The following is a 25,594-nucleotide window of genomic DNA, read 5'->3' on the forward strand; positions in this document are numbered from 1 at the left end:
CCGCTCAGTAGCGGATAATGCCGGGAGAACATTATGTACGCTTTAACCAATGGCCGTATCTACACGGGTCACGAAATACTTGATAATCATGCTGTTGTCATTTCTGATGGCCTGATCGACCGCGTTTGCGCACGGGACGCGCTTCCTGCCAACGTGGCACTGCGCGATGTCAACGGTGCACTGATTGCTCCCGGCTTTATCGATTTGCAACTCAATGGCTGCGGCGGTGTGCAATTTAACGATGATCTGGCAGCAATCAGCAGTGAAACCCTGCACATCATGCAGAAAGCTAACGAAAAATCCGGCTGTACCAGCTTTCTTCCCACACTTATCACCAGCAGTGATGAAATGATCAGGCGGGCGGTTGAAGTGATGCGGGCTTATCTGGCTCAGCATACCAGTCAGGCACTGGGCCTGCATCTGGAAGGCCCATGGCTGAGCCCGCGTAAACCCGGCACACACAATCCGGCGCTCATTCGCACGCCCGAACCAGAGCTGGTTGATTTTCTTTGTGAAAACGCTGATGTCATCGCGAAAATCACCCTGGCGCCTGAACAGGTTAATGGCTCAGTTATCCGCCAGTTACGCGACGCCGGTATCGTGATTTCCGCAGGACATTCCCATGCCACTTATGCTGAAGCACGCCAGGGTATTGCCGCTGGCGTCAGCTTCGCCACCCATTTATATAATGCCATGCCCACCATCACAGGCCGTGAACCGGGCCTGATCGGCGCGTTGTTTGATTCGCCCGATGTCTGGTGCGGAATCATTGCTGATGGTCTGCACGTCCATTATGCCAACATCCGCAATGCCAAACGCATCAAAAGTGACAGGCTGATTCTGGTTACAGATGCCACTGCCCCGGCTGGTGCAAGTATTGATCGGTTCATTTTCGCTGGAAAAACAATATACTATCGCGACGGACTCTGCGTTGATGAGAAGGGTACGCTGAGTGGTTCCGCCCTGACTATGATTGAAGCTGTGGCGAACAGTGTCGAACATGTGGGCATCGCCCTGGATGAGACGTTACGAATGGCAACGCTCTATCCGGCCCGCGCGATGGGTGTGGATGATAAGTTAGGTTCGATCGATGCAGGTAAAGTCGCTAACCTGACGGTTTTCACCCGTGACTATAAAATAATCAAGACCATCGTTAATGGTGACGAGGTCTATAGCGAGTAGATACACAATGACCACTGGCGGCCCGACACAAATAGGAAATGTCGATTTAGTTAAGCAACTCAACAGCGCGGCCGTTTATCGGTTGATCGACCAGCAGGGGCCGATTTCGCGGATACAGATTGCCGAACACAGTCAGCTCGCTCCCGCCAGTGTCACCAAAATTACCCGCCAGCTGATTGAACGCGGCCTGATTAAAGAAGTTGATCAACAGGCCTCTACCGGTGGCCGTCGCGCCATCTCTATTGTTACCGAAACCCGTGGTTTCAATACTATCGGAGTGCGTCTTGGGCGCAGCGATGCCACCCTCACCCTTTTTGACCTCAGCGGTAAGCCCCTGGCGCAGGAGGATTACTCGCTACCGGAAGAATCACAGGCTTCCCTGGAAAGCGCACTCTTCAGTGCCATTGCTGACTTTTGTGGACTGCATCAGCGCAAACTGCGCGAGCTGATAGCTATTTCAGTGATCCTTCCCGGCTTAGTGGATCCGGATAACGGCGTGATCCGTTATATGCCACATATAGAGGTCCAACACTGGCCACTGGTGGCTAATCTGCAAAAACGTTTTAACGTCACCAGTTTTGTGGGTCATGACATCCGCAGTCTGGCACTGGCTGAGCACTATTTTGGGGCGTCACGCGACTGCGCAGACTCCATTCTGGTGCGTGTCCATCGGGGAACCGGTGCCGGAATTATTGCCAACGGTCAGGTTTTCCTTGGCAGTAATGGCAACGTGGGTGAACTGGGACACATTCAGGTCGATCCACTGGGAGAACGCTGCCACTGTGGCAATTTTGGCTGCCTGGAAACCATTGCGGCAAACACCGCCATTGAAAACAGGATGCGTCATCTGTTGACCCTGGGACATCCCAGCGCGCTGACGGTAGAAAAATGCCAGATTTCGTCAATCTGTGCCGCCGCCAACCGCGGCGATGCACTGTCGGCGGAGGTCATTGAGCACGTTGGCCGCCATCTGGGTAAAGCCATCGCCATTGCCATTAATTTGTTTAATCCACAGAAAGTGGTGATTGCCGGAGAAATTATCGAAGCCGATAAAGTTTTGCTGCCAGCCATTGAAGGCTGCATCAACACCCAGGCACTGAAAGCCTTCCGGAAAAATCTGCCGGTGGTGCGTTCAGAAATCGATCATCGTTCTGCGATTGGGGCCTTTGCACTGGTAAAACGCGCCATGCTTAACGGGATTTTATTACAACATTTACTGGAAGGTTAATGCCTGCGTTAACCCTGACGGACAGCGAAATAATGACCATCAAAAATGTGATTTGCGATATCGACGGTGTGCTGATGCATGACAACACACCGGTGCCAGGAGCAAAAGAGTTTCTGCAACGTATTATGGCGAAAGAAATGCCGCTGGTGGTGCTGACGAATTACCCTTCACAAACCGCTCCTGACCTTGCCAATCGTTTCGCTTCTGCCGGGATTGACCTGCCGGACAGTGTCTTTTATACCTCAGCAATGGCGACCGCAGATTTCCTTCGTCGTCAGGAAGGAAAAAAAGCGTATGTCGTGGGTGAAGGCGCACTGATTCATGAAATGTACAAAGCCGGTTTTACCATCACCGATATCAATCCGGACTTTGTGATAGTCGGGGAAACCCGTTCCTACAACTGGGAAATGATGCACAAGGCGGCTTTTTTTGTGGCGAACGGCGCACGCTTTATTGCGACCAATCCTGATACCCATGCACGTGGCTTTGTGCCCGCCTGCGGTGCACTTTGCGCCGGCATTGAAACGATTTCCGGCAGAAAACCTTTCTATGTTGGTAAACCCAGCCCCTGGATAATTCGCGCTGCGCTGAACAAAATGCAGGCACATTCAGAAGAGACGGTCATTGTCGGTGACAATTTACGTACCGATATTCTGGCTGGTTTCCAGGCCGGACTGGAAACTATTCTGGTGCTGTCAGGCGTTTCCACCCTCAGCGACGTTGATGCAATGCCCTTCCGCCCCAGCTGGATTTACCCTTCCGTCGCAGACATTGACATTATCTGAACCACACCCGCCAGCACGGCGGGTCGTTTCATTGTCATGTCCAGTGGTTATTTTTCACCCACGCCCGCCAGAAAATTATCGTTTATTCATTTTAAGACCGCTTTTATTGAATAAACATCAACACAGTCAGCCAGGCAACAGACTATTTTTCAGAGAAAAGCTAAATTGCTTGCATCAGCATAGCAAGATAGAGCATTTTCTTATGCATCGGGCGAAGCCTTCGCTGGTCATATTCACCTATAACCATCACCGTTCTGGGATGCTGTCAGGGAGTTAACTATGTGTTCTGTGTTTGGAGTGTTGGATCTTAAAAGCGATCCTGTTGAGCTGCGTAAGAAAGCCCTTGAGCTTTCCCGTCTGATGCGTCACCGCGGGCCGGACTGGTCCGGCGTTTATGCTGACGATCACGCGATTCTGGCTCATGAACGTTTGTCTATTGTTGACGTCAATAACGGCGCACAGCCGCTGTACAATGCCGCGCACACCCATGTGCTGGCGGTGAACGGTGAAATCTATAACCACCAGGCTCTGCGTGCCGAACTGAGCGATCGTTACCAGTTTCAGACTGAATCAGATTGTGAGGTAATTCTTGCGCTCTACCAGGAAAAAGGCGTTGATTTCCTTGATGACTTGCAGGGCATGTTTGCCTTTATTCTCTATGATGCGGTGAAAAAAACCTGGCTGATTGGTCGCGATCACATTGGCATTATCCCGCTTTATATGGGCAACGATGAACACGGTAACCTGTTTGTCGCCTCTGAAATGAAAGCGCTGGTTCCGGTGTGCAAAACGCTGAAAGAATTCCCACCGGGAAGCTATATGTCCAGCACCGACGGTGAAATTCGTCGTTACTGGCAACGTGACTGGTTCAGCTATGAAGCCGTTGAGCACAACACAACGGATGCCGCCGCGCTGAAAGATGCGCTGGAAGAATCGGTTAAAAGCCATCTGATGTCCGACGTGCCCTACGGCGTGTTGCTTTCCGGTGGTCTGGACTCTTCAATTATCTCGGCGGTCACTAAAAAGTTCGCGGCCAAACGCATCGAAGATCAGGATAAAAGCGAAGCCTGGTGGCCGCAGCTGCACTCCTTTGCGGTCGGTCTGGAAGGTTCTCCCGACCTGAAAGCAGCTAAGTCCGTCGCCGATCACCTGGGGACCGTACACCACGAAATTCATTTTACGGTGCAGGAAGGTCTTGATGCGATTCGCGATGTTATCTATCACATTGAAACCTATGATGTCACCACCATCCGTGCCTCCACGCCAATGTACCTGATGTCGCGAAAAATCAAAGCGATGGGGATTAAAATGGTGTTATCCGGTGAGGGAGCGGATGAGGTTTTCGGCGGCTACCTCTACTTCCATAAAGCGCCAGATGCCCGCGAGTTTCATGAAGAGAACGTACGTAAACTGCTGGCGCTGCACATGTTTGACTGTGCCCGTGCCAACAAAGCCATGTCGGCCTGGGGGGTTGAAGCCCGCGTTCCCTTCCTTGATAAAAAATTCCTTGATGTGGCAATGCGTATCAACCCGGCGGATAAAATGTGTGGTGCTAACGGTAAGATGGAAAAGCACATTCTGCGCGAATGTTTCTCCTCTTACCTGCCGGAGAGCGTTGCATGGCGGCAGAAGGAGCAGTTTTCCGATGGTGTCGGCTACAGCTGGATCGACACGCTGAAAGAAGTTGCAGCTAAGCAGGTAAGCGACCAACAGCTACAGACCGCCCATTTCCGGTTCCCGTACAATACGCCGACCTCAAAAGAGGGCTATCTGTACCGCGATATTTTTGAACAGCTGTTCCCACTCGCCAGCGCCGCCGAGTGCGTTCCTGGTGGGCCTTCGGTCGCCTGTTCATCTGCTAAAGCCATTGAGTGGGACGAAGCATTCAAAACAATGGATGACCCATCAGGACGCGCCGTTGGTGTCCATCAGTCGGCCTACGCGGTTAAATAGTCTCAGCCTTTATGGGTTGCCTCAAAAAAGTGAGGTAACCCGCTTTTCCCTCTGCCCCGGCTTTTTGCTACTTAACGAACAACTGGTGGCGGTACTCTGGCACTTTCTGCGAATTCCCTTCTGTGTGCTGAAAAAACACCCAGACCGCCAGGATATTGACCTTTAATCACCAAAAGCATCGGATACAATAAAGCGACTGTTATCAGTGAAATCCTCTTTTTTCCTGATAATCCGTTAATACTGCTCATCAGAGCGCGGGCTGAACTGCGCCCTGCTGGCGATAAAAATGCTGATTTTCGCCTTTTTTTCGCCTTAATGACCAACAGTAAAAAGGCGATGTCCACACGCGACAATCGCCGGGTTATCAATGCGGAAGTGATGAAAACACCTGGTGACTGGTGGTTTAATCGCCATGCTGGTTATAAGCCAGACAAACGAATCGGTTCCGGGCAAAAACAGGAAAAAATTTGTTGACGCTTCCAGGTCAACTCCGCATAATGCGCCCCGCAACGCCGATGAAGGTTACGCGAAAAAAGATGGCTACGTAGCTCAGCTGGTTAGAGCACAGCACTCATAATGCTGGGGTCACAGGTTCGATTCCCGTCGTAGCCACCATCTTTTTTGCGGGAGTGGCGAAATTGGTAGACGCACCAGATTTAGGTTCTGGCGCCGCAAGGTGTGCGAGTTCAAGTCTCGCCTCCCGCACCATTTCCATAAACGGTTTGCACGGATGGGGTATCGCCAAGCGGTAAGGCACCGGTTTTTGATACCGGCATTCCCTGGTTCGAATCCAGGTACCCCAGCCATCTTTTTCTCCGGAAAAAGAATTCAAGATTTGCAAGTTCAGGCTACTTAGCTCAGCTGGTTAGAGCACAGCACTCATAATGCTGGGGTCACAGGTTCGATTCCCGTAGTAGCCACCAATTTTATTGGGGTGTCGCCAAGCGGTAAGGCACTGGTTTCTGATACCAGCATTCCGGGGTTCGAATCCCTGCACCCCAGCCATACAAAAGACGATTTGCAGTGTGAATCGCAACATTATTATTGGGGTGTCGCCAAGCGGTAAGGCTCTGGTTTCTGATACCAGCATTCCGGGGTTCGAATCCCTGCACCCCAGCCAATAAAAAAAGCTCGCTACGGCGAGCTTTTTTACGTCTGGACATTAACCGTTTCCGCAACGCCATAAGATTATGCCGCCTTGATACCGTTACGCACCATGGCACAAACCGCAGCCGTTCAGCTTCAGTGACTGCGACTCCCCATTCAAAACCTTCTTTGCAAACCCAGGGCATAACGTAGCGCCTGCCGCTTCAGCACGCCAGAGCGTTCAGCGACCATCAACCCCAGATTTCGTGCAATACGCACGGGAGCAACGGCGTTACTGAAGGTGAAATAGAACAGATCCATCCCGTTTTGCATCAGCAGATTATCCCGCAGCCGTTGACGCTGATAGCGTGTTAACACCTCTTTAGCCGCCCAGTCCTCCGCCTTTTCCCTTGCTGACGTCAGTGTGGCGATCAATGCATCCACATCACGGTAGCCCAGATTAACCCCCTGTCCCGCCAGAGGGTTAATGGTGTGAGCCGCATCGCCCACCAGAGCCAGGCCGGGTAGCACATAGCGCGAGGCATGGCGGCGAACCAGCGGAAAAGCCCCCGCCGCCACCGGAGTAAGATTTCCTGCCCGGGAAGGAAAATGTGTCGCAATCTCCTGCTGTAACCGGCCCATATCCATTGCCTGAAGCTGACGAATGCGAGCCCGGTTGTCGTACCACACCAGCGACGCCCAGCGTCCGGATAGCGGTAAAAAAGCCCGCGGGCCGTCAGGCGTAAACTGTTGCCAGGTGCAGTCGCCCGAATCCTCTTCGCCCCGGGCAGTAATCAGCATGCAGGATTGCGCATACTGCCAGCCGCGAATGCCAATACCCGCCAGTTGGCGAACCTGCGAGTTAGCACCATCTGCCCCGACCACCAGGCGGGCCTGAAAAATTTCGCCGCTCTCCAGGGTTAACCGCCAGCCACCGTCAACCGACTGCAATGCCTTCAGGCTGGCGGGTGAAATAAGGCTGACACCCTGCTGTTCAAGCCGTTGCCACAACGCCAGTTGTAATACGCTGTTTTCCACCATATAGCCGAGCTCGGGCAGCCCCAGCGATTGCGCATCAAATCCTACCTTCGCACTTTCCCATTCCCAGGTTTCCAGTCTGCGATAAGGCGCACAGCGCATTGCCTGCACCTGCGGCCAGACTTGCAGACGTTTGAGTAAATCCACCGAGGCGGCGCCCACCGCAGAAATTCTCACATCTGGCTGACTTGCCGCATCAAAGTCTGCCGGCCGCTGTTGTTCGAGTACCGCCACGCTGAATCCTTGCGCGGATAATCCGCTGGCCAGCGCTGCGCCCACCATGCCGCCGCCCACCACGACAACATCCCAACTCATTGTTGTTTCAGTCATTATTTTCCCGTTTTATCAACATCCGGCGGCAATGCGCCTGCACTGGCCAGAGCGCAGCCCAATCCCAATAGTGTACCGGATTTTTGCAGGAGAGTTAGAAAAGCCCGGTATGCTGGTCACAACCGCAGCAAAGCATTACAATACGCGCCCTGCACCCACTTCTGCATGATTAATGGCAACCAGATGACCAAAAAACTGCATATTAAAACCTGGGGCTGTCAGATGAATGAGTACGATTCATCGAAGATGGCCGACCTGTTAAACAGCACCCACGGTTTCACCCTGACCGATGTGGCAGAAGAGGCCGACGTGCTGCTGCTTAACACCTGCTCTATCCGTGAAAAGGCGCAGGAGAAAGTTTTCCATCAGTTAGGCCGCTGGAGAACGCTCAAACAATCCAATCCGGATGTCATTATCGGCGTGGGGGGCTGTGTGGCCTCGCAGGAAGGCGATCATATTCGTCAGCGGGCTAACTTTGTCGATATTGTTTTTGGTCCGCAGACATTGCACCGCTTGCCAGAGATGATTAACACCGTGCGCGGTTCGAAAAGCCCGGTGGTAGATATCAGCTTCCCTGAAATTGAGAAATTTGACCGCCTGCCGGAGCCCCGGGCAGATGGCCCTTCTGCCTTCGTCTCAATTATGGAAGGCTGTAACAAATACTGTACTTTCTGCGTGGTGCCTTATACCCGCGGTGAGGAAGTCAGCCGTCCGTGTGACGATATTTTGTTTGAGATAGCCCAACTGGCGGAACAGGGTGTGCGTGAGGTCAACCTGTTGGGGCAAAACGTCAATGCTTATCGCGGTGAAGACTACAACGGTGAGATTTGCACTTTTGCCGAACTTCTGCGGCTGGTGGCGGCGATTGATGGTATCGATCGTATCCGTTTCACCACCAGCCACCCCATTGAATTCACTGATGATATTATCGACGTCTATCGCGATACGCCGGAGCTGGTCAGTTTTCTCCATCTGCCGGTACAAAGCGGTGCAGACCGCATACTTACGCTGATGAAACGCGCTCATACCGCGCTGGAATATAAAGCCATCATTCGAAAAGTGGTCGCCGCGCGTCCGAATATTCAGATCAGTTCAGACTTTATTATTGGTTTTCCTGGTGAAACGCAGCAGGATTTCGAACAAACCATGAAGTTAATTGGCGATGTCAATTTCGATACCAGCTACAGCTTCATCTATTCTGCCCGTCCGGGGACGCCGGCAGCCGACCTGCCGGATGACGTGCCGGAAGAAGAGAAAAAGCAGCGCCTGTGGATCCTGCAAGACAGGATCAACCAACAGGCCATGGCATGGAGCCGACGTATGCTTGGCAGCGTCCAGCGCATTCTGGTTGAAGGAACCTCACGGAAAAATGTCATGGAGCTGTCGGGACGTACCGAAAATAATCGCGTAGTCAACTTCGAAGGTACGCCTGAGATGATCGGTAAATTCGTTGATGTGGAAATCGTCGACGTTTATACCAACTCGTTGCGCGGAAAAGTGATTCGCACCGAAGAGCAAATGGGCCTGCGAGTGAGTGAAACGCCCGCCTCGGTGATTGCCCGAACGCGCAGGGAAAACGAACTGGGCGTGGGTACTTTCCAGCCCTGATAAGCTATTTTGCGGCGGATCTCGCAGGTCCGTCGCTGCAATTCAGCAAACGCCCCTTGCTTTGTCGGGAGCGCGCCCAAATATTCTTTCCCGTGCTTGCGCATTAGCGCACCGCCATAAATAATTTCCCTGTGTTGCCTTACCCACGTGGTGATGTAAGCCCATGATAAAACTCTCAACCTGGCCCTGAGCGACCCAAAGGATTAGTTTGAATACTGAAATACGCGAAATCACCTTAGATCCTGCTGATAATCAGCGCCTGCTGAGCCTGTGTGGCCCATTTGACGACAATATCAAGCAGCTGGAACGCCGGTTAGGCATTGAGATAAACCGCCGTGACAATGCCTTTAAACTGGTTGGCAAGGCGCTGATTATTGATGCAGCGGCCAATATCCTTCGTGATCTGTATGTCGATACTGCGCCTTTGCGCGGCCACATTGCTGATATTGACCCTGAACAAATCCACCTGGCCATCAAAGAGAGCCGGGTGCTGGAGCAGTCGGCAGAGAGCGTTCCCGAATATGGTAAAGCGATAAATATCAAGACCAAACGCGGGGTGATCAAACCGCGTACGCCTAACCAGGCCCAGTACGTTGCCAATATTCTCGACCATGACATCACTTTTGGTATCGGTCCGGCAGGGACCGGGAAAACGTATCTGGCTGTCGCTGCTGCGGTAGATGCGCTGGAACGTCAGGAGGTTCGACGTATCCTGTTAACCCGCCCCGCCGTTGAAGCCGGTGAAAAACTCGGTTTCCTGCCGGGCGACCTCAGCCAGAAAGTCGACCCCTATCTGCGGCCTTTATATGACGCACTGTTTGAGATGCTGGGTTTTGAACGGGTGGAAAAGCTGATTGAGCGCAATGTGATAGAAGTTGCGCCACTGGCCTATATGCGTGGTCGTACTCTTAACGACGCATTTATTATCCTTGATGAAAGCCAGAACACCACCATCGAACAGATGAAAATGTTCCTGACCCGTATTGGCTTCAATTCTAAAGCGGTTATCACCGGGGACGTCACCCAGATTGATCTGCCGCGCAACCTGAAATCGGGTCTGCGCCATGCCATCGAAGTACTCTCTGACGTCGAAGAATTAAGCTTTAACTTCTTTCACAGCGAAGATGTGGTGCGTCATCCGGTCGTTGCGCGTGTGGTCATTGCTTATGAAGCCTGGGAAGCCGCCGATGAGAAACGCCGCGCAGCCGCAGCGGAAGAGCGCAAACGTGAGGCACTGGCGCTGCAAAAGTCTGCCTCGCAGGAGTCTGAATGAGTAACGTAATTTTAGATTTACAGCTGGCCTGTGAGCAGCCGGAAGGATTGCCGACAGAATCCGAATTTCTCCGCTGGCTGGAAGCTGTGCTGCCTCAGTTTCAGGCCGAGAGTGAAGTGACCATTCGTGTGGTGGACGAAGCTGAAAGCCATCAGCTAAACCACACTTATCGCGGTAAGGATAAACCTACCAACGTGCTCTCTTTTCCCTTCGAAGCCCCACCGGGTATAGAGCTGGCGCTGCTTGGCGATTTGGTTATCTGCCGTCAGGTAGTTGAGCAGGAAGCGCTCGAGCAGGAGAAGCCCTTGCTGGCCCACTGGGCGCATATGGTCGTTCACGGCAGCCTGCATTTGCTGGGGTATGACCATATCGAAGATGATGAGGCCGAGGAAATGGAGTCCATTGAGACGGAGATAATGCTTGCTCTTGGTTATAACGATCCGTACATTTCGGAGAAAGCGTTGCCCTGAGCAGCCTGACGCCCTGCAATCATCCCTCCCTGCCTGCGGGCAGGATGGAAACCTTCAATCACGATAAGAGTGACAAAACAAAAACGCCATGAGCGATGACCATTCACAGAACAACGACACTCCCGGTAGTAAAAAGGGATTTTTTACCCTTATCCTTAACCAGTTGTTTCACGGCGAACCCAAAAACCGTGATGACCTGCTGGAGCTGATCCGCGATTCCGAACAAAAAGACCTGATTGATCCGGATACCCGGGACATGCTTGAAGGGGTGATGGATATTGCTGAACAGCGTGTGCGCGACATTATGATCCCACGCTCGCAGATGATTACCCTTAAGCGCAATCAGACGCTGGAAGAGTGTCTTGGCACCATCATTGAGTCTGCACATTCCCGTTTCCCGGTGATCTGTGAAGACAAAGACCACGTTGAAGGCATTCTGATGGCAAAAGATTTGCTGCCATTTATGAGCAGCGGGTCAACCCCCTTCAGTATTGAAAAAGTGTTGCGCCCTGCGGTCGTGGTGCCGGAAAGTAAACGTGTCGATCGGATGCTGAAAGAGTTCCGTTCTCAGCGTTACCACATGGCGATTGTGATTGATGAATTTGGCGGTGTGTCCGGACTGGTCACTATCGAGGATATCCTTGAGCTGATCGTCGGTGAAATTGAAGACGAGTACGATGATGAAGAAGATCGTGATATTCGTCAGCTGAGCCGTCATACCTATACCATTCGTGCACTCACGCCCATTGAAGATTTTAATGACGTCTTCGGCACCCATTTCAGTGACGAAGAAGTGGATACCATCGGTGGTCTGGTGATGCAGGCCTTTGGCCATCTCCCTGCACGTGGAGAGAGTATTGTGATCGACGGCTATCAGTTTAAAGTTGCAATGTCTGACAGCCGCAGAATCATACAGGTCCACGTCCGGATCCCGGAAAACTCGCCGCAACCGATTTTGGAAGAATAATCCCCGATGGCTATCGCCTCAATATACCAGCGCCAGTGGGTCCGCCTGCTGTCAGCGCTGTTGACCGGTGCCGCTGGCACGCTTGCATTTTCCCCTTACGACTTCTGGCCAGCCGCCCTGATTTCACTTTTTGGCCTGCTGGCGCTGACACTTGATCGCACCACCCGACAGGCTACCGCCATCGGCTTTGTTTGGGGTTTTGGTCTGTTTGGCAGCGGCGTCAACTGGGTGTATGTCAGTATTGCCACCTTTGGCGGTATGCCGGGCCCGGTTAACGTGTTTCTGGTGGTGCTGCTTGCCGCGTGGCTGTCACTGTTTCCCATGCTGTTCGCCGCGCTGCTGAACCGTCTTTTCACGCGAACCTCGCTGCTGCGTCTGGTCGTTGCTGCACCCGCACTCTGGCAAATTACCGAGTTTCTGCGCGGCTGGGTCCTGACGGGGTTTCCATGGTTGCAGTTTGGCTACAGCCAGATTGATGGTCCGCTGAAAGGCTTTGGACCGCTCACCGGCGTTGAGGGGATCACCTTTGTGCTGGTGATGGTGGCCGGTCTGGCGGTCTTTGCGGCGGTAAAACGTCACTGGATCACCGCTGTCGCTGCGCTGGCATTGCTGCTGCTACCGTGGCCACTGCGACAAATTAGTTGGTATCAGACTCAGCCAGAGCGCAAAGTTAACGTCGCGCTGGTTCAGGGAAATATTCCGCAGTCGATGAAATGGGATCCGAACCAGCTGCTCAATACGCTGCGGACCTACACCTCTCTCAGTCGTCCCTGGTTGGGTAAAGCGCCACTGATCATCTGGCCGGAGTCAGCCATTCCGGATCTGGAAAGTAATCAGCAGCCGTTTTTACAATCAATCGATCAGGCACTGCGCAACAGCGGCAGCAGCCTGGTCACCGGCATTGTTGACTCCCGCCTGCAGAATAACCGCTATCACGACTACAACTCTATTATTGTACTGGGTGGCGACAAACCCTACGACTACAACAGCGGTGACCGTTACCAGAAAAACCATCTGGTGCCATTTGGTGAATTTGTGCCGCTGGAGACGTTGCTAAGGCCACTAGCGCCCTTCTTTGACTTGCCCATGTCCTCATTCAGTCGTGGCGCCTACGTTCAGCCTCAGCTGAAAGTCGCAGGCTACAATCTGACCGCAGCAATCTGCTATGAAATCGTGCTGGGACAGCAGGTCAGAGATAATTTTCGTCCGGACACTGACTTTTTGCTGACCATTTCTAACGATGCCTGGTTCGGTCATTCCATCGGGCCGTGGCAACATTTTCAGATGGCCCGCATGAGGGCACTGGAGCTCGGCCGACCGCTGCTGCGTGATACCAATAATGGCGTCACGGCGGTGATTAACGCCGATGGCAATGCCGATGAGATGATCCCCCAGTTCAAATCTGGCGTGCTGGCAACCCATGTCGTGCCCACTCAGGGCCTGACACCTTATGCCCGTTTCGGCAACTGGCCGGTGTGGATAATCACGTTGCTGTTTAGCCTGGTCGCGCTGATCCGCAGCAAATACAGGCGTCACCCTTAGTTCTGCTTAAACGCCGGATTTTCACAAATCCGGCGCTGCTTTGCTCTCTGACATCCTGCCACGCAGAATTTGACCAGGCTGGTCTGGTGCCAGGCTACTGCCTTTAAAATAACCTTCCGCAAAGCTCTGCCCTGTACTGGTGGAGTAAAACAACCTCGCCCCGCATGAAAGCGGACAGATAACTTCCTGCCGATACTGCACCTTTGCAATGCAACAAAAAATGTTTCACCTGCAAACATTCTGGCATGTTTGTTGCAAAAATTTACACCGAAAATTGCGTAGCTGCTCGTACCTGGGCGTCAACAACGCAGATATGCACCATTACCGGGCGATATCAGCACTCATTAAGTGCAATCACTGGATTGATGATCTTATTTGGTGCGGCGCAGTTCGCAAAAAAGAAACTTTATTGTTTCATTACATTAACATTCAGCTATGTTAAAGCTCTGCACACCCTGGCGTGCAAGAACAGTAAAGAGCAGATCTGGCAATCATTTACACACCACCACGGGCGCACCGTTGAGCGCGCAGTTTAAGGAGTCACAGATGAAATTACGGAAACTGGGGTTATGCCTGACACTGGCAGGACTGGTATCAGGTATGGCTCATGCAGAAGACGCGGCACAGCCCGGTACTCTGGATAAAATCGCCAAAAACGGGGTGATTGTGGTAGGACATCGTGAATCCTCTGTCCCTTTCTCTTATTACGATAATCAGCAACAGGTTGTCGGCTACTCGCAGGATTATTCCAGTGCCATTGTGGCGGCCATCAAAGCAAAACTTAATAAGCCGGATTTGCAGGTAAAAATGCTGCCCATCACCTCGCAGAACCGCATCCCTCTGCTGCAAAACGGGACTTACGATTTCGAATGTGGTTCCACAACAAATAACGTTGAGCGTCAGAAACAAGCCGCCTTCTCGGATACTATTTTTGTTATCGGCACACGGTTGCTGGTCAAAAAAGGCAGCCCGGTTAAAGATTTCCCGGACCTGCAAGGTAAAACCGTAGTGGTCACGTCGGGCACCACGTCCGAAATTCTGCTGAACAAGCTGAACGACGAGAAGAAAATGGGTATGCGCATTATCAGCGCTAAAGATCATGGAGACTCTTTCCGTACGCTGGAAAGCGGCCGCGCTGTCGCCTTTATGATGGATGATGCGCTGCTGGCAGGCGAACGGGCAAAAGCGAAAAAGCCTGATAACTGGGAAATTGTCGGCACGCCGCAGTCAAAAGAAGCCTATGGTTGTATGTTGCGCAAAGGCGATGACAGCTTTAAACAGCTGATGGATGAGACCATCGCGAAGGCACAAACTTCAGGTCAGGCGGAAAAATGGTTCGCCAAATGGTTCAGCCAGCCGATTCCCCCCAAAAACCTCAACATGAATTTCGCCCTGTCTGACGATATGAAAGCAACGTTCAAAACGCCAAACGACAAGGCACTGAACTAATAACGACAATAAGGGCAGCCGAGGCTGCCCGGTGATTGTTGAAAAAAGGCAAGGACAGACAGCAGCCTGAGAGCCGGACGCGATGCGTCCGATTCTCAGCTGAAAGCGTGATGTGGCCGTTCCCCATGACATGCGACACAAGCCTTCCAGCAATCTTCAGGGTAGCCCGGCTACCCTTTTTTCTACCGGAGTGATTTATGTCAACAGACTGGAACTGGGGAATTTTTCTGCAACAGGCTCCTTTCGGTAATACTACGTATCTGGGATGGCTGTGGTCCGGCTTCCAGGTCACCATCGCCGTTTCCCTCTGCGCATGGGTTATTGCTTTCCTGGTCGGCTCACTGCTGGGTATTTTACGCACCGTTCCAAACCGGGCGCTGGCGACTGTCGGCACCTGTTATGTGGAGCTGTTCCGTAATATCCCATTAATAGTACAGTTCTTTATCTGGTATCTGGTGGTGCCGGAACTGTTGCCCGAATCCACCGGCAGCTGGTTTAAGTCAGAGCTGGATCCCAATATTCAGTTCTTCAGCTGTTCGGTCATTTGCCTGGGGCTGTTTACTGCTGCTCGCGTCTGTGAGCAGGTACGTGCAGCCATCCAGTCACTGCCGCGTGGGCAAAAAAACGCCGGTCTGGCGATGGGGCTGACGTTAGCTCAGACCTATCGTTATGTGTTGTTACCTAACGCTTACCGGGTCATTATTCCGCCGCTGACTTCTGAAATGCTCAACCTGGTTAAAAACTCTGCCATTGCCTCTACTATCGGGCTGGTAGATATGGCGGCTCAGGCTGGTAAGCTGTTGGACTATTCCGCGCATGCCTATGAATCTTTCACTGCCATCACCCTGGCCTACATCGCCATTAATATGGTGATTATGCTGTTGATGAGCCTGGTAGAGCGAAAAGTTCGCCTGCCCGGCAGCATGGGAGGCAAATAATGCACGAATTTGACTGGAGCACGATTGTACCCAACCTGCCCTGGCTGCTGAATGGCATGGTCGTGACGCTAAAAATTACTCTGACCGCGGTCGTTTTCGGCATTCTCTGGGGAACCCTGCTGGCCGTGATGCGTCTGTCGGCATTCAAACCCATCAGCTGGTTCGCCAGACTGTATGTCAACCTGTTCCGCTCCGTGCCGTTGGTGATGGTCCTGTTATGGTTTTATCTGGTGGTGCCTGGCTTTCTGCAACAGGTGCTGGGGCTGTCGCCGAAAACCGATATCCGTCTGATTTCGGCCATGGTGGCGTTCTCACTGTTTGAGGCGGCTTATTATTCAGAAATTATTCGTGCGGGGATTTTGAGTATTGCCCGTGGTCAGGGCAATGCCGCTCTGGCGCTGGGGATGACGCACTGGCAATCGATGCAGTTGATTATTTTACCGCAGGCTTTCCGCGCGATGGTGCCGCTGTTGCTGACTCAGGGGATCGTTCTCTTCCAGGATACATCGCTGGTTTACGTACTCAGCCTGGCTGACTTTTTCCGCACCGCCGACACCATCGGCATCAACAATGGCACCGAGATTGAGATGGTGCTGTTTGCCGGCGCAGTCTATTTCGTCATCAGCCTTAGCGCGTCGCTGCTGGTCGGCTATTTAAAGAAAAAAAGGACAGTGTAAATGATTACCCTGAAAAATGTTTCCAAGTGGTATGGTCACTTCCAGGTGCTGACCGACTGCTCAACCTCCGTGGAAAAAGGCGAAGTGGTCGTGGTGTGCGGGCCGTCCGGTTCGGGTAAATCAACGTTAATCAAAACGGTTAACGGCCTCGAACCCATCCAGCAAGGCATTATCGAGGTCAACGGCACGGCGGTAAGCGCCAGGCAGACCGATCTGGCTAAACTGCGTTCCAGAGTCGGCATGGTGTTTCAGCACTTTGAGCTGTTTCCACACCTGACCATTATTGAAAACCTGACGCTGGCACAGGTTAAAGTGCTGAAACGGAGTAAAGAAGAGGCCAGGCAGAAAGGACTGAAGCTGCTGGCGCGCGTGGGCCTCTCTGCCCATGCCGATAAACATCCCGGTCAGCTTTCCGGGGGACAACAGCAGCGCGTCGCCATCGCCCGCGCCTTGTGTATGGACCCCGTAGCCATGCTGTTCGATGAGCCTACGTCAGCGTTGGATCCTGAAATGATCAACGAAGTGCTGGATGTCATGGTTGAACTGGCTAACGAAGGAATGACCATGATGGTGGTCACCCATGAGATGGGCTTTGCCCGAAAAGTGGCTAACCGGGTTATCTTTATGGATGAAGGAAAAATTATTGAAGATTCGGCCAAAGATGACTTCTTCAGTCATCCGCAATCTGAACGTGCCAAAGACTTTCTCGCCAAAATCCTGCACTAAACCCGACGGACAGGGCGACGGTTCGCCCTGTCCTTTTCAGGGTACTTTCTGCATGCAGACGACTTCGACAACTACTTCTGTCTGAATGGCATCATTCTGAGCAGGGTATTGTCACGAAAAAGGGAGTGGTGACTTAATGCCGCCAGTGCATGTATACCGACCAGCCAGTAGCCGACGGGTGCCAGCGTCTCATGCCAGTCTGTCAGACTGGCAGCCAGTTCAGGAAGCGGGCTGGTGGACACCGGCATATTAATGCCAAACAGCATCCATTCTTTCCCTTTCAGATAACGCGAGCTGATCCCGAGCACCGGCAGCAAAATAAATAACCCATAAAGGCAGGTGTGAAGCAGATGCGACGCGGCAGTCATCCACAGGCGCAGGGGCGGAACAATCGCAGGCGTACGGTGGCGGGTTCGCAACCAGAGACGCAGAAGAATAATCAGCAACACCGTCGTACCGGCACTAAAATGCGTCACCACCATCAGGCTTCTCTGCCATGAGCCGTGGCTGGCCAGTCCGCGAAACTCCATCGTCGCATAGACAATAATCAGCAGTAACAACGTCAGCCAGTGAAGCAGAATTTGTGAAGTGGCATACCTGTTTTGCACGTTTTTCCCCTCTTAAGATACAGCACTATTAATTGTTGTAAGCTTAAGAAGGTATTACGCAAACCGTACAACTACCACAATAACCTCAGGGTTTATTGTAAATTGCCTGTTACGAAGGGAATTATTAACCAGAAAGTTACCCGGTGAGCCAGTTCAGCAGAACTGGCTGAATGTAAAAAACTGCCTGTAAGGGGCGAATGATTCAGGGGGCAAAGGCCCGGCGCTGGAACTGGTCATTGCCACATTCCGGGCAGCGGGTCAGGGTTTCCGGGGTGTAAATCGCACGGGTGAACTGACATTTTTCACAAACCAGATTGCCCAGCCCCACCACTTCGCCACTTTGATATACCCCGTGATGATTCAGATCCTGAAAAACCTCACGCCACTCCAGCTGGCTCTTATCGGTGATATCAGCCAGCTCCTTCCACACGCTTTCCCGGATAATACGCATAAATACGCTGTCGGTGCTGTCGTCCTGATTTTCCGCATAGCTGCGGGCAAATTCTTCCAGATCGCGGCGTACCGCGCGCACGACATCATCAATCTGACTGCGAGTCAGCTCACCGCGATTATTCATGCGCTGACGTGCGCTCTCCACCAGCATATCAATGTCGTGCTCTCCTTTATTAATTCTCTCGGTCAGCGATGACACCAGCTCCCGGTAATATTGAGCAACCTTGTTCATTTTTCCTCCAGTGGCGACCAGTTAGTGACATTTTCAGTTTAGCGTTGATCGGCTGATAACGAAGAGGGGACGATAAAATTTGCCTGCCGTCTTCCAGCTTGCAGAGAAATGCCTGCCGACGCCCCGGATACTGTTGTTGCGCCGGGCCTGAATCGGCTATGCTATGCGGATCTGAACGAAAGCATAACGTTTACAAAGGACCACTGGCCGCCATGCAAGAGCAATACCGCCCGGAAGAGATAGAATCCCAGGTTCAACAGCACTGGGATGAGAAGCAAACTTTTAAAGTCGTCGAAGAGGAAGGTAAAGAGAAGTATTACTGCCTCTCCATGCTGCCCTATCCTTCTGGCCGCCTACATATGGGCCACGTTCGTAATTACACCATTGGTGATGTCATTTCTCGCTACCAGCGCATGCTGGGTAAAAACGTCCTGCAACCAATAGGCTGGGATGCATTTGGCCTGCCTGCTGAAGGGGCGGCGGTAAAAAACAATACCGCGCCCGCGCCCTGGACTTACGACAATATTGCCTACATGAAAAACCAGCTTAAGCTGCTGGGTTTTGGTTATGACTGGAGCCGTGAACTGGCGACCTGCCAGCCAGAGTACTACCGCTGGGAGCAGTGGTTCTTCACCCGACTTTATGAGAAAGGCCTGGTCTACAAAAAGACCTCTGCCGTTAACTGGTGCCCTAACGATCAGACCGTTCTGGCTAATGAACAGGTTATCGACGGCTGCTGCTGGCGCTGTGACAGCAAGGTTGAGCGCAAAGAGATCCCTCAGTGGTTTATCAAAATCACAGACTATGCCGATGAGCTGCTCAACGACCTGGATACGCTGGAAAGCTGGCCGGAACAGGTCAAGACCATGCAGCGTAACTGGATTGGTCGTTCGGAAGGGGTGGAGATCACCTTTGACGTCGCCGACAGCAGTGAAAAACTGACTGTTTACACTACCCGTCCGGATACCTTTATGGGGGCCACTTACCTGGCTGTGGCTGCGGGTCATCCGCTGGCCGCTCAGGCTGCCGCCAGCCAACCGGCGCTGGCTGATTTTATCGCTGAATGCCGGAACACCAAAGTTGCCGAAGCAGATATGGCCACTATGGAGAAAAAAGGCATGGCGACCGGGGTGTTTGCTGTTCATCCACTGAGCGGTGAGAAACTGCCGGTCTGGGTGGCAAACTTTGTGCTGATGGAATACGGCACCGGGGCTGTTATGGCGGTTCCAGGCCATGACCAGCGTGACTGGGAATTTGCCACCAGATACAGCCTGCCTGTGGTCCCGGTTATCCTGAATGCCGATGGCAGCGAACCTGACCTGCGTGACGCCGCGATGACCGAAAAGGGAACGCTGTTCAACTCCGGCGAGTTTGACGGTTTGTCTCACGAACAGGGTTTTAACGCCATTGCCGACAGGCTGGCTGAACGGGGAGTCGGGGTACGCAAAGTCAATTACCGCCTGCGCGATTGGGGTGTCTCACGGCAGCGCTACTGGGGTGCACCGATTCCGATGGTGACGCTCGAAGACGGTACTGTAATGCCAACGCCTGAGGACCAACTGCCCGTTATCCTGCCGGAAGACGTGGTGATGGATGGCATTACCAGCCCGATTAAAGCCGATCCGCAATGGGCAAAAACCACGGTTAACGGTCAGCCAGCCCTGCGCGAAACGGATACCTTTGACACATTTATGGAGTCATCCTGGTATTACGCGCGTTACACCTGCCCTGATTACGACAAAGGTATGCTCGATCCGGCTGCGGCCAACTACTGGCTGCCGGTGGATCAGTATGTAGGCGGCATTGAACATGCCATTATGCACCTGCTCTATTTCCGCTTCTTTCACAAGCTGCTGCGTGATGCTGGTCTGGTCAACTCTGATGAGCCTGCCAAACGCCTGCTGTGCCAGGGGATGGTTCTGGCTGATGCCTTTTATTATCAGGGTGCGAACGGTGAGCGTAACTGGGTTTCCCCGGTTGAGGTTACCGTCGAGCGGGATGAAAAAGGCCGTATAACCAAAGCCACTGATAGCAACGGGCGCGAGCTGGTTTATGCCGGCATGAGCAAAATGTCCAAGTCCAAAAACAACGGCATTGATCCTCAGGTGATGGTTGAACGTTACGGCGCAGATACCGTGCGTCTGTTTATGATGTTTGCCTCCCCGGCAGAAATGACGCTCGAGTGGCAGGAATCGGGCGTGGAAGGCGCTAACCGTTTTCTCAAGCGCGTCTGGAAACTGGTTTTCGACCACACCGAAAAAGGTGCCACGGCAGCGCTGAACGTCGACGCGCTGAATGAAGATCAGAAGGCGTTGCGCCGCGATCTGCATAAAACCATTGCCAAAGTCTCTGATGACATTGGTCGCCGTCAGACCTTTAACACCGCTATAGCGGCAATTATGGAGCTGATGAACAAACTGGCTCGCGCGCCACAAGAGAGCGAGCAGGATCGCGCCCTGATGCAGGAAGCCCTGCTGGCCGTGGTCAGAATGTTATATCCATTTACTCCCCACGCCAGCTTTACGCTGTGGCAGGCGCTGGGCGGTACCGGGGATGCGGATAATGCAGCATGGCCGGTTGCTGACGAAGCAGCGATGGTCGAAGATTCTCTGCTGGTGGTGGTACAGGTTAATGGTAAAGTACGTGGCAAAATTACCGTTGCGGCAGACAGCACACAAGAGCAGGTGCAGGCTCGCGCCGCGCAGGAACACCTGGTCGCCAAATATCTTGCCGGCGTCACCGTGCGTAAAGTGATTTATGTTCCTGGCAAGCTGTTAAACCTGGTTGTGGGCTGATGTCAGGAGGAAATGTGCGACATCCGATAATGTCATTGCTGGTAGGACTGGCGGTATTAATCACCGCCGGATGCGGCTTTCACCTGCGCGGGACCACGTCGGTCCCGCCCGAAATGAAAACCCTGATTGTCGATTCAGGCGATCCTTACGGGCCACTGGCTCGCGCAGTGCGAGAAGAGTTGCGTCTTAACAACGTCACCGTGCTGGAAAAACCAGGTATGCGTAAGGATGTTCCCTCGCTGCGTCTGGGTGTGGAAACCCAACATCAGGATACCGCAACCATTTTCCAGGATGGTAAAACAGCCGAATACTCTCTGATGATGACCGTCAGTGCTCAGGTTCTGGTGCCGGAAAAAGGCATCTATCCGATTAACGCCACCGTCTATCGTTCGTTCTTCGATAACCCGCTGGCTGCGTTGGCAAAAGACTCTGAACAGTCAATTATTGTGAGTGAGATGCGCACCCAGGCGGCACAGCAGTTGGTGAGGAAGCTGCTTACTGTGCATGTTGCAGAAACTGACGCTTCCGTTAACACACTGGGTTCCACTCCGGCAGCGGCTGAAGATACCTCCCCCCGCTCCGCACTGCCGGACACCTCTTACGCCAGATGATCAGGATCTATCCTGAGCAACTTCGTGCGCAGCTCAATGAAGGGCTGCGCGCCTGTTACCTTTTCACCGGCAATGAAGCCTTATTGTTGCAGGAGTCGCAGGATGCTGTGCGCGCTGCTGCTCAGCCGGAGGGTTTCGTCGAATGCTTCAGTACAGAGATTGACGCTTACACCGACTGGCCGTCGATCTTCTCCACCTGTCAGTCGATGAGTCTGTTTGCCAGCCGTCAGATACTGATACTGACGTTTACTGAAAATGGTCCCAACGCCGCAATGGCAGAACAGCTGCTGACGCTCTCCACTCTGTTGCATAACGATCTGCTGCTGCTGCTGCGGTTACCCAGGCTGACCAAAGCGCAGGAAAACAGCGCCTGGTATAAAGCAATCAGTCAGCATGGCGTCGTGGTGCCCTGCCAGACACCAGAGCAGGCGCAACTGCCACGCTGGGTTGCCTCACGAGCAAAAAACATGCGGCTGTCGCTGGATGAGGCAGCTATTCAGCTGTTGTGTTATTGCTATGAGGGTAATCTTCTGGCGTTATCACAGGCGCTGGAGCGTCTGTCACTACTGTGGCCGGATGGCAAACTGACCCTGCCAAGGGTGGAGCAGGCGGTTAATGATGCGGCACATTTCACCCCTTTTCACTGGGTTGATGCCTTGCTGGCAGGTAAGAGTAAACGTTCGCAACATATCCTGCGACAGATGCAGGCTGAGGGCAGTGAGCCGGTCATTTTAATGCGTACCCTGCAGCGTGAACTGATGCTGTTGCTGACGCTGCAACGACAAATGGGCACCACCCCACTCCGCACCCTGCTTGATCAACATCGCGTCTGGCAAAATCGGCGGCCTCTGTTCAGTGAAGCCCTGCAACGCCTGTCAGCAAAACAACTGGCGCAGGCTGTCCGTTTACTGGCAAAAACTGAGCTGAGCCTGAAGCAGGACTACGGACAGAATGTCTGGCCTGAACTGGAGACGCTGTCGTTGCTGCTGTGCAGCAGGACATTTCCGGAGAGCTTCTGTGATATCTGATAACCGCAGTCTACAGGCGCTGTTTGGCGGAACCTTCGATCCGATTCATTACGGCCATCTGAAACCCGCTGAAGCGCTGGCGAAACAGCTTGGGCTGCAAAAAATCACGCTGATGCCAAATAATCTCCCGCCCCATCGCCCCCAACCGGAGGCTTCTCCCGCACAGCGGGCGGCAATGCTGGAACAGGCGATTGCCGGAAACCCGCTGTTTGACGTAGATCTGCGGGAAATGCAGCGCGATACGCCCTCCTGGACGGTTGAAACACTGGCGGCCTTACGAAAAGAACGCGGTAACACTCAACCTCTGGCATTTATTATTGGTCAGGACTCTCTGCTCGGATTAGATAAATGGCATCGCTGGCAGGCGCTGACTGACTATTGCCACTTACTGGTTCTCAGACGCCCCGGTTATGCTGAAAAGATGCCCACTGCGGAGCTTGAAACCTGGTTGCAGGCACATCTGACAAAAGATATCTCCCGCCTGCATCAATCACCTGCCGGCTGTGTTTACCTTGCGGAAACATCACTACTGCCTGTATCAGCCACTGAAATTCGCGCACGTCGTCATGCCGGGCTTCCCTGTGATGATCTGTTACCCCCTGCGGTAATTAAATGGATTAATCAGCAGGGTTTATATCCGCAGGTGAAATAGCCATATCACACGGCAGCATAATTTTTTTCATCCCCTGAAGTTATTGTTATTATCTGATAAGCAACAGATAAGAATAAAAGCGTATTAATAAATTAATGAGCATTTATACCTCAGCAATAAGATTAAAAAAATCGTAATAACTTTATTTTAATAATGACATTAAGATTATGAGAATCATCGCGGTGGTTTTTTATTATTATTGATTTGCCCCCTCTGGAACAGAAGACAAAAATTCATCCGGACCCCATCATCAGGCACGGGTTTAAAATCCGTTATCTGAGATGGGGATTACGTTCTCTTTCCGGAATATCTTAAAATGAAAAAAGAAAAGATGATGGTTAAAAGCCTGCTTCTGGCAGGCTGCATGGCGCTGTCTTTTAATGCCTTTGCTTATGATTTATATAATCCACAGCAAAGTTATCCTGGTGGCACCTATGTTATCCATAACGGTAAAACTTATTTAGCCAAATGGTGGGTGGCCGCCGGCCAGCGTCCCGATGAAGTGGTGGCAAATCCCTGGGATACCCCCTGGGAACTGGTGAGCGGTGCAAACATACCGGATGTTCAACCTGAACCGGCACCACAACCACAACCACAACCACAACCTGAGGTTAAACCTGAGCCGGAGGTGACGCCCTCTGACTTTCCACCTTACGTTGCAGGAACCCCCTATAAATCAGGCGATATTGTCAGCAACGCCGGCAGAGACTACATCTGCAAACAGGGTGTTGCCGCGTGGTGCAGCGGCAGTGCGCTGGCTTATGAACCCGGCGTCGGCCACGGCTGGGAATCCGCCTGGTCCGTCTATCAGGGCAGCGATCAAGGTGGAGCCGATAAACAACCCGAGCCGACAATGGTACTGCCGCGCAGTGAACTGGAAAAAACTGAGGCGCAGTTAACCAGCGGCGGATTAATGAGTGACGTGATGGCTTCAATTGCCACACTGGATAACGACCGGGTTGAAAAGATTACCGCTGGTGCCAGAGATAATCCTGACAATGTCAGGCGTGTGGAAAATATCCTGGGCGCCCAGCGCTGGGAATATCTGTTCCCGCATCGCGACCCTGCCTACACTTATGATAATTTCCTGAAAGCCGTAGGAAAATTCCCCCGCCTCTGCGGCGATTTTAATGATGGCCGCAATGCCGATCAAATTTGCCGCAAAACGCTGGCAACCATGTTTGCGCACTTTGCCCAGGAAACCGGTGAGCATAATGTTCACGGTACGGTTCCTGAATGGCGTCAGGGGCTGCACTGGGTACGCGAGATGGGCTGGGTGGAGGGCCAACCAAACGGTTACAACGGTGAATGTAATCCTGCTACCTGGCAGGGTAAAGCCTGGCCCTGTGGCACTGACAGTCAGGGACGCTATCTGAGCTATTTTGGTCGGGGAGCCAAGCAGCTCAGCTACAACTACAACTATGGTCCGTTTTCTGAAGCCATGTTTGGTGATGTCAGCGTGCTGCTTAATAAACCGGAGCTGGTGGCCGATACCTGGCTTAATCTGGCCAGCGCTATCTTTTTCTACATCTATCCACAGCCGCCTAAACCCAGCATGCAGTTTGTTATAGACGGAACATGGCAGCCCAACTTATACGATAAAGCCGATGGCCTGTTACCCGGCTTCGGCGTTACCACGCAGATCATCAACGGTGGCGTAGAATGTGGCGGCAGTGTTGAAATTGCTCAGTCGTTGAATCGTATTAAATACTATCAGGCCTTTGCTAAAGAGCTCAGTGTGCCGATTGCGCCCGATGAGATCCTCGGTTGTAAGAACATGAAGCAGTTCTCGGAGAACGGTGCAGGCGCATTGCCCATTTACTGGGAACAGAACTGGGATTACAACGAACACAATCCGGGTGGTAAAAGCTATGCCTGTAAACTGGTTGGCTATCAGACACCGTTCAGCGCATTTAAAAAAGGTGATTACATCCAGTGCGTCAAAGAGCACTTCCCTGATTTG

At 52.6% G+C, this 25,594-nt stretch carries 21 protein-coding genes, 6 tRNA genes and 1 pseudogene; 24 read left to right on the forward strand and 4 right to left on the reverse strand.

The genetic code is table 11. The features are described from left to right. Positions 1 to 33 precede the first annotated feature (33 nt). The 4 genes from nagA to asnB all read left to right on the forward strand — a co-directional run bounded on the left by nagA (position 34) and on the right by asnB (position 5,148). Positions 34 to 1,182: an N-acetylglucosamine-6-phosphate deacetylase gene (gene nagA / locus BG55_RS20800; RefSeq protein WP_034941668.1), complete on the forward strand. Its 1,149-nt coding sequence runs from the start codon at positions 34 to 36 to the stop codon at positions 1,180 to 1,182. A gap of 7 nt (positions 1,183 to 1,189) precedes the next feature. Then, on the forward strand, positions 1,190 to 2,410 hold the full coding sequence (nagC, locus tag BG55_RS20805; protein WP_034941671.1) for a DNA-binding transcriptional regulator NagC: 1,221 nt from the start codon (positions 1,190 to 1,192) through the stop codon (positions 2,408 to 2,410). Between the two features lie 32 nt (positions 2,411 to 2,442). Then, positions 2,443 to 3,195, forward strand: a complete 753-nt coding sequence (locus tag BG55_RS20810) for an HAD-IIA family hydrolase (protein ID WP_034941882.1) — start codon at positions 2,443 to 2,445, stop codon at positions 3,193 to 3,195. Between the two features lie 279 nt (positions 3,196 to 3,474). Beyond that, positions 3,475 to 5,148 carry an asparagine synthase B gene (gene asnB, locus BG55_RS20815; RefSeq protein ID WP_034941672.1) on the forward strand — a complete coding sequence of 558 codons (1,674 nt, stop codon included), beginning with the start codon at positions 3,475 to 3,477 and terminating at the stop codon, positions 5,146 to 5,148. Positions 5,149 to 5,219: 71 nt separating this feature from the next. Here asnB and BG55_RS22735 read toward each other — a convergent pair whose 3' ends face one another. Further along, complete coding sequence (locus BG55_RS22735) at positions 5,220 to 5,492, reverse strand: hypothetical protein (protein WP_152542874.1); 273 nt, start codon at positions 5,490 to 5,492, stop codon at positions 5,220 to 5,222. Positions 5,493 to 5,686: 194 nt separating this feature from the next. On the opposite strand from BG55_RS22735, the gene BG55_RS20820 reads away from it, so the two are divergent. From BG55_RS20820 to BG55_RS20845, 6 genes are all read left to right on the forward strand, one after another. After that, positions 5,687 to 5,763, forward strand: a tRNA-Met gene (locus tag BG55_RS20820). Between the two features lie 8 nt (positions 5,764 to 5,771). Beyond that, a tRNA-Leu gene (locus BG55_RS20825) sits at positions 5,772 to 5,856 on the forward strand. 23 nt (positions 5,857 to 5,879) lie between these two features. After that, positions 5,880 to 5,954 (forward strand) — tRNA-Gln (locus tag BG55_RS20830). A gap of 40 nt (positions 5,955 to 5,994) precedes the next feature. Next, positions 5,995 to 6,071: transfer RNA gene (locus BG55_RS20835), tRNA-Met, on the forward strand. 7 nt (positions 6,072 to 6,078) lie between these two features. Then, positions 6,079 to 6,153, forward strand: a tRNA-Gln gene (locus BG55_RS20840). Between the two features lie 40 nt (positions 6,154 to 6,193). Next, positions 6,194 to 6,268: transfer RNA gene (locus BG55_RS20845), tRNA-Gln, on the forward strand. A 143-nt stretch (positions 6,269 to 6,411) separates the two neighbouring features. Here the strand turns inward: BG55_RS20845 and ubiF are convergent. Then, a complete protein-coding gene (gene ubiF, locus BG55_RS20850; protein WP_034941675.1) occupies positions 6,412 to 7,602 on the reverse strand; it encodes a 3-demethoxyubiquinol 3-hydroxylase in 1,191 nt (396 codons plus the stop codon). 183 nt (positions 7,603 to 7,785) lie between these two features. Between ubiF and miaB the strand changes: the two genes are divergently transcribed. The 9 genes from miaB (at position 7,786) to BG55_RS20895 (ending at position 17,252) form a co-directional block, all read left to right on the forward strand. Then, on the forward strand, positions 7,786 to 9,210 hold the full coding sequence (gene miaB, locus BG55_RS20855; RefSeq protein ID WP_034941885.1) for a tRNA (N6-isopentenyl adenosine(37)-C2)-methylthiotransferase MiaB: 1,425 nt from the start codon (positions 7,786 to 7,788) through the stop codon (positions 9,208 to 9,210). Positions 9,211 to 9,418: 208 nt separating this feature from the next. Continuing rightward, on the forward strand, positions 9,419 to 10,483 hold the full coding sequence (locus tag BG55_RS20860; protein WP_034941678.1) for a PhoH family protein: 1,065 nt from the start codon (positions 9,419 to 9,421) through the stop codon (positions 10,481 to 10,483). Further along, positions 10,480 to 10,953 carry an rRNA maturation RNase YbeY gene (gene ybeY, locus BG55_RS20865; RefSeq protein ID WP_034941679.1) on the forward strand — a complete coding sequence of 158 codons (474 nt, stop codon included), beginning with the start codon at positions 10,480 to 10,482 and terminating at the stop codon, positions 10,951 to 10,953. The genes BG55_RS20860 and ybeY overlap by 4 nt, the downstream gene beginning before the upstream one ends. A gap of 88 nt (positions 10,954 to 11,041) precedes the next feature. Further along, entirely contained in the window at positions 11,042 to 11,920 is an 879-nt protein-coding gene (gene corC / locus BG55_RS20870) for a CNNM family magnesium/cobalt transport protein CorC (protein WP_034941682.1), read from the forward strand. Between the two features lie 6 nt (positions 11,921 to 11,926). After that, the gene (gene lnt / locus BG55_RS20875; RefSeq protein WP_034941683.1) at positions 11,927 to 13,462 is read left to right on the forward strand and encodes an apolipoprotein N-acyltransferase; all 1,536 of its coding nucleotides are present in this window, start codon (positions 11,927 to 11,929) and stop codon (positions 13,460 to 13,462) included. Positions 13,463 to 14,008: 546 nt separating this feature from the next. Then, positions 14,009 to 14,911 (forward strand): amino acid ABC transporter substrate-binding protein, encoded by a 903-nt coding sequence (locus BG55_RS20880; protein WP_034941686.1) that lies wholly within the window; start codon positions 14,009 to 14,011, stop codon positions 14,909 to 14,911. A gap of 197 nt (positions 14,912 to 15,108) precedes the next feature. Next, on the forward strand, positions 15,109 to 15,849 hold the full coding sequence (locus BG55_RS20885) for an amino acid ABC transporter permease (protein WP_034941689.1): 741 nt from the start codon (positions 15,109 to 15,111) through the stop codon (positions 15,847 to 15,849). Next, entirely contained in the window at positions 15,849 to 16,526 is a 678-nt protein-coding gene (gltK, locus tag BG55_RS20890) for a glutamate/aspartate ABC transporter permease GltK (protein ID WP_034941691.1), read from the forward strand. The genes BG55_RS20885 and gltK overlap by 1 nt, the downstream gene beginning before the upstream one ends. Continuing rightward, positions 16,527 to 17,252 carry an amino acid ABC transporter ATP-binding protein gene (locus tag BG55_RS20895; RefSeq protein WP_034941693.1) on the forward strand — a complete coding sequence of 242 codons (726 nt, stop codon included), beginning with the start codon at positions 16,527 to 16,529 and terminating at the stop codon, positions 17,250 to 17,252. Between the two features lie 71 nt (positions 17,253 to 17,323). Here the strand turns inward: BG55_RS20895 and cybB are convergent, their stop codons facing one another. Together cybB and BG55_RS20905 are read right to left on the reverse strand one after the other, a co-directional pair. After that, entirely contained in the window at positions 17,324 to 17,860 is a 537-nt protein-coding gene (gene cybB, locus BG55_RS20900; RefSeq protein ID WP_034941694.1) for a cytochrome b561, read from the reverse strand. Between the two features lie 202 nt (positions 17,861 to 18,062). After that, positions 18,063 to 18,545: a zinc ribbon-containing protein gene (locus tag BG55_RS20905; protein WP_034941697.1), complete on the reverse strand. Its 483-nt coding sequence runs from the start codon at positions 18,543 to 18,545 to the stop codon at positions 18,063 to 18,065. Positions 18,546 to 18,757: 212 nt separating this feature from the next. On the opposite strand from BG55_RS20905, the gene leuS reads away from it, so the two are divergent. The 5 genes and pseudogenes from leuS to BG55_RS20930 form a co-directional block, all read left to right on the forward strand. Beyond that, entirely contained in the window at positions 18,758 to 21,340 is a 2,583-nt protein-coding gene (leuS, locus tag BG55_RS20910; RefSeq protein ID WP_034941698.1) for a leucine--tRNA ligase, read from the forward strand. Positions 21,341 to 21,354: 14 nt separating this feature from the next. After that, entirely contained in the window at positions 21,355 to 21,951 is a 597-nt protein-coding gene (gene lptE / locus BG55_RS20915; protein ID WP_034941701.1) for an LPS assembly lipoprotein LptE, read from the forward strand. Beyond that, positions 21,948 to 22,979 carry a DNA polymerase III subunit delta gene (holA, locus tag BG55_RS20920; protein WP_034941703.1) on the forward strand — a complete coding sequence of 344 codons (1,032 nt, stop codon included), beginning with the start codon at positions 21,948 to 21,950 and terminating at the stop codon, positions 22,977 to 22,979. The genes lptE and holA overlap by 4 nt, the downstream gene beginning before the upstream one ends. Then, positions 22,972 to 23,631 (forward strand): nicotinate-nucleotide adenylyltransferase, encoded by a 660-nt coding sequence (gene nadD / locus BG55_RS20925; RefSeq protein ID WP_235192810.1) that lies wholly within the window; start codon positions 22,972 to 22,974, stop codon positions 23,629 to 23,631. The genes holA and nadD overlap by 8 nt, the downstream gene beginning before the upstream one ends. Before the next feature lie 859 nt (positions 23,632 to 24,490). Beyond that, positions 24,491 to 25,585, forward strand: a pseudogene (locus BG55_RS20930) (chitinase); the annotation flags it as partial. Between the last annotated feature and the right edge of the window lie 9 nt (positions 25,586 to 25,594).

Source organism: Erwinia mallotivora (assembly GCF_000590885.1).
In the GTDB taxonomy this organism is placed as follows: Bacteria; Pseudomonadota; Gammaproteobacteria; order Enterobacterales; family Enterobacteriaceae; genus Erwinia; species Erwinia mallotivora.

Bases quoted from the DNA above. Each gene is read 5' to 3' on its own strand.
- nagA (WP_034941668.1), top strand. From the start codon at position 34: ATGTACGCTTTAACCAATGGCCGTATCTACACGGGTCACGAAATACTT.
- nagC (WP_034941671.1), top strand. From the start codon at position 1,190: ATGACCACTGGCGGCCCGACACAAATAGGAAATGTCGATTTAGTTAAG.
- BG55_RS20810 (WP_034941882.1), top strand. From the start codon at position 2,443: ATGACCATCAAAAATGTGATTTGCGATATCGACGGTGTGCTGATGCAT.
- asnB (WP_034941672.1), top strand. From the start codon at position 3,475: ATGTGTTCTGTGTTTGGAGTGTTGGATCTTAAAAGCGATCCTGTTGAG.
- ubiF (WP_034941675.1), bottom strand. From the start codon at position 7,602: ATGACTGAAACAACAATGAGTTGGGATGTTGTCGTGGTGGGCGGCGGC.
- miaB (WP_034941885.1), top strand. From the start codon at position 7,786: ATGACCAAAAAACTGCATATTAAAACCTGGGGCTGTCAGATGAATGAG.
- ybeY (WP_034941679.1), top strand. From the start codon at position 10,480: ATGAGTAACGTAATTTTAGATTTACAGCTGGCCTGTGAGCAGCCGGAA.
- corC (WP_034941682.1), top strand. From the start codon at position 11,042: ATGAGCGATGACCATTCACAGAACAACGACACTCCCGGTAGTAAAAAG.
- lnt (WP_034941683.1), top strand. From the start codon at position 11,927: ATGGCTATCGCCTCAATATACCAGCGCCAGTGGGTCCGCCTGCTGTCA.
- BG55_RS20880 (WP_034941686.1), top strand. From the start codon at position 14,009: ATGAAATTACGGAAACTGGGGTTATGCCTGACACTGGCAGGACTGGTA.
- BG55_RS20885 (WP_034941689.1), top strand. From the start codon at position 15,109: ATGTCAACAGACTGGAACTGGGGAATTTTTCTGCAACAGGCTCCTTTC.
- gltK (WP_034941691.1), top strand. From the start codon at position 15,849: ATGCACGAATTTGACTGGAGCACGATTGTACCCAACCTGCCCTGGCTG.
- BG55_RS20895 (WP_034941693.1), top strand. From the start codon at position 16,527: ATGATTACCCTGAAAAATGTTTCCAAGTGGTATGGTCACTTCCAGGTG.
- BG55_RS20905 (WP_034941697.1), bottom strand. From the start codon at position 18,545: ATGAACAAGGTTGCTCAATATTACCGGGAGCTGGTGTCATCGCTGACC.
- leuS (WP_034941698.1), top strand. From the start codon at position 18,758: ATGCAAGAGCAATACCGCCCGGAAGAGATAGAATCCCAGGTTCAACAG.
- holA (WP_034941703.1), top strand. From the start codon at position 21,948: ATGATCAGGATCTATCCTGAGCAACTTCGTGCGCAGCTCAATGAAGGG.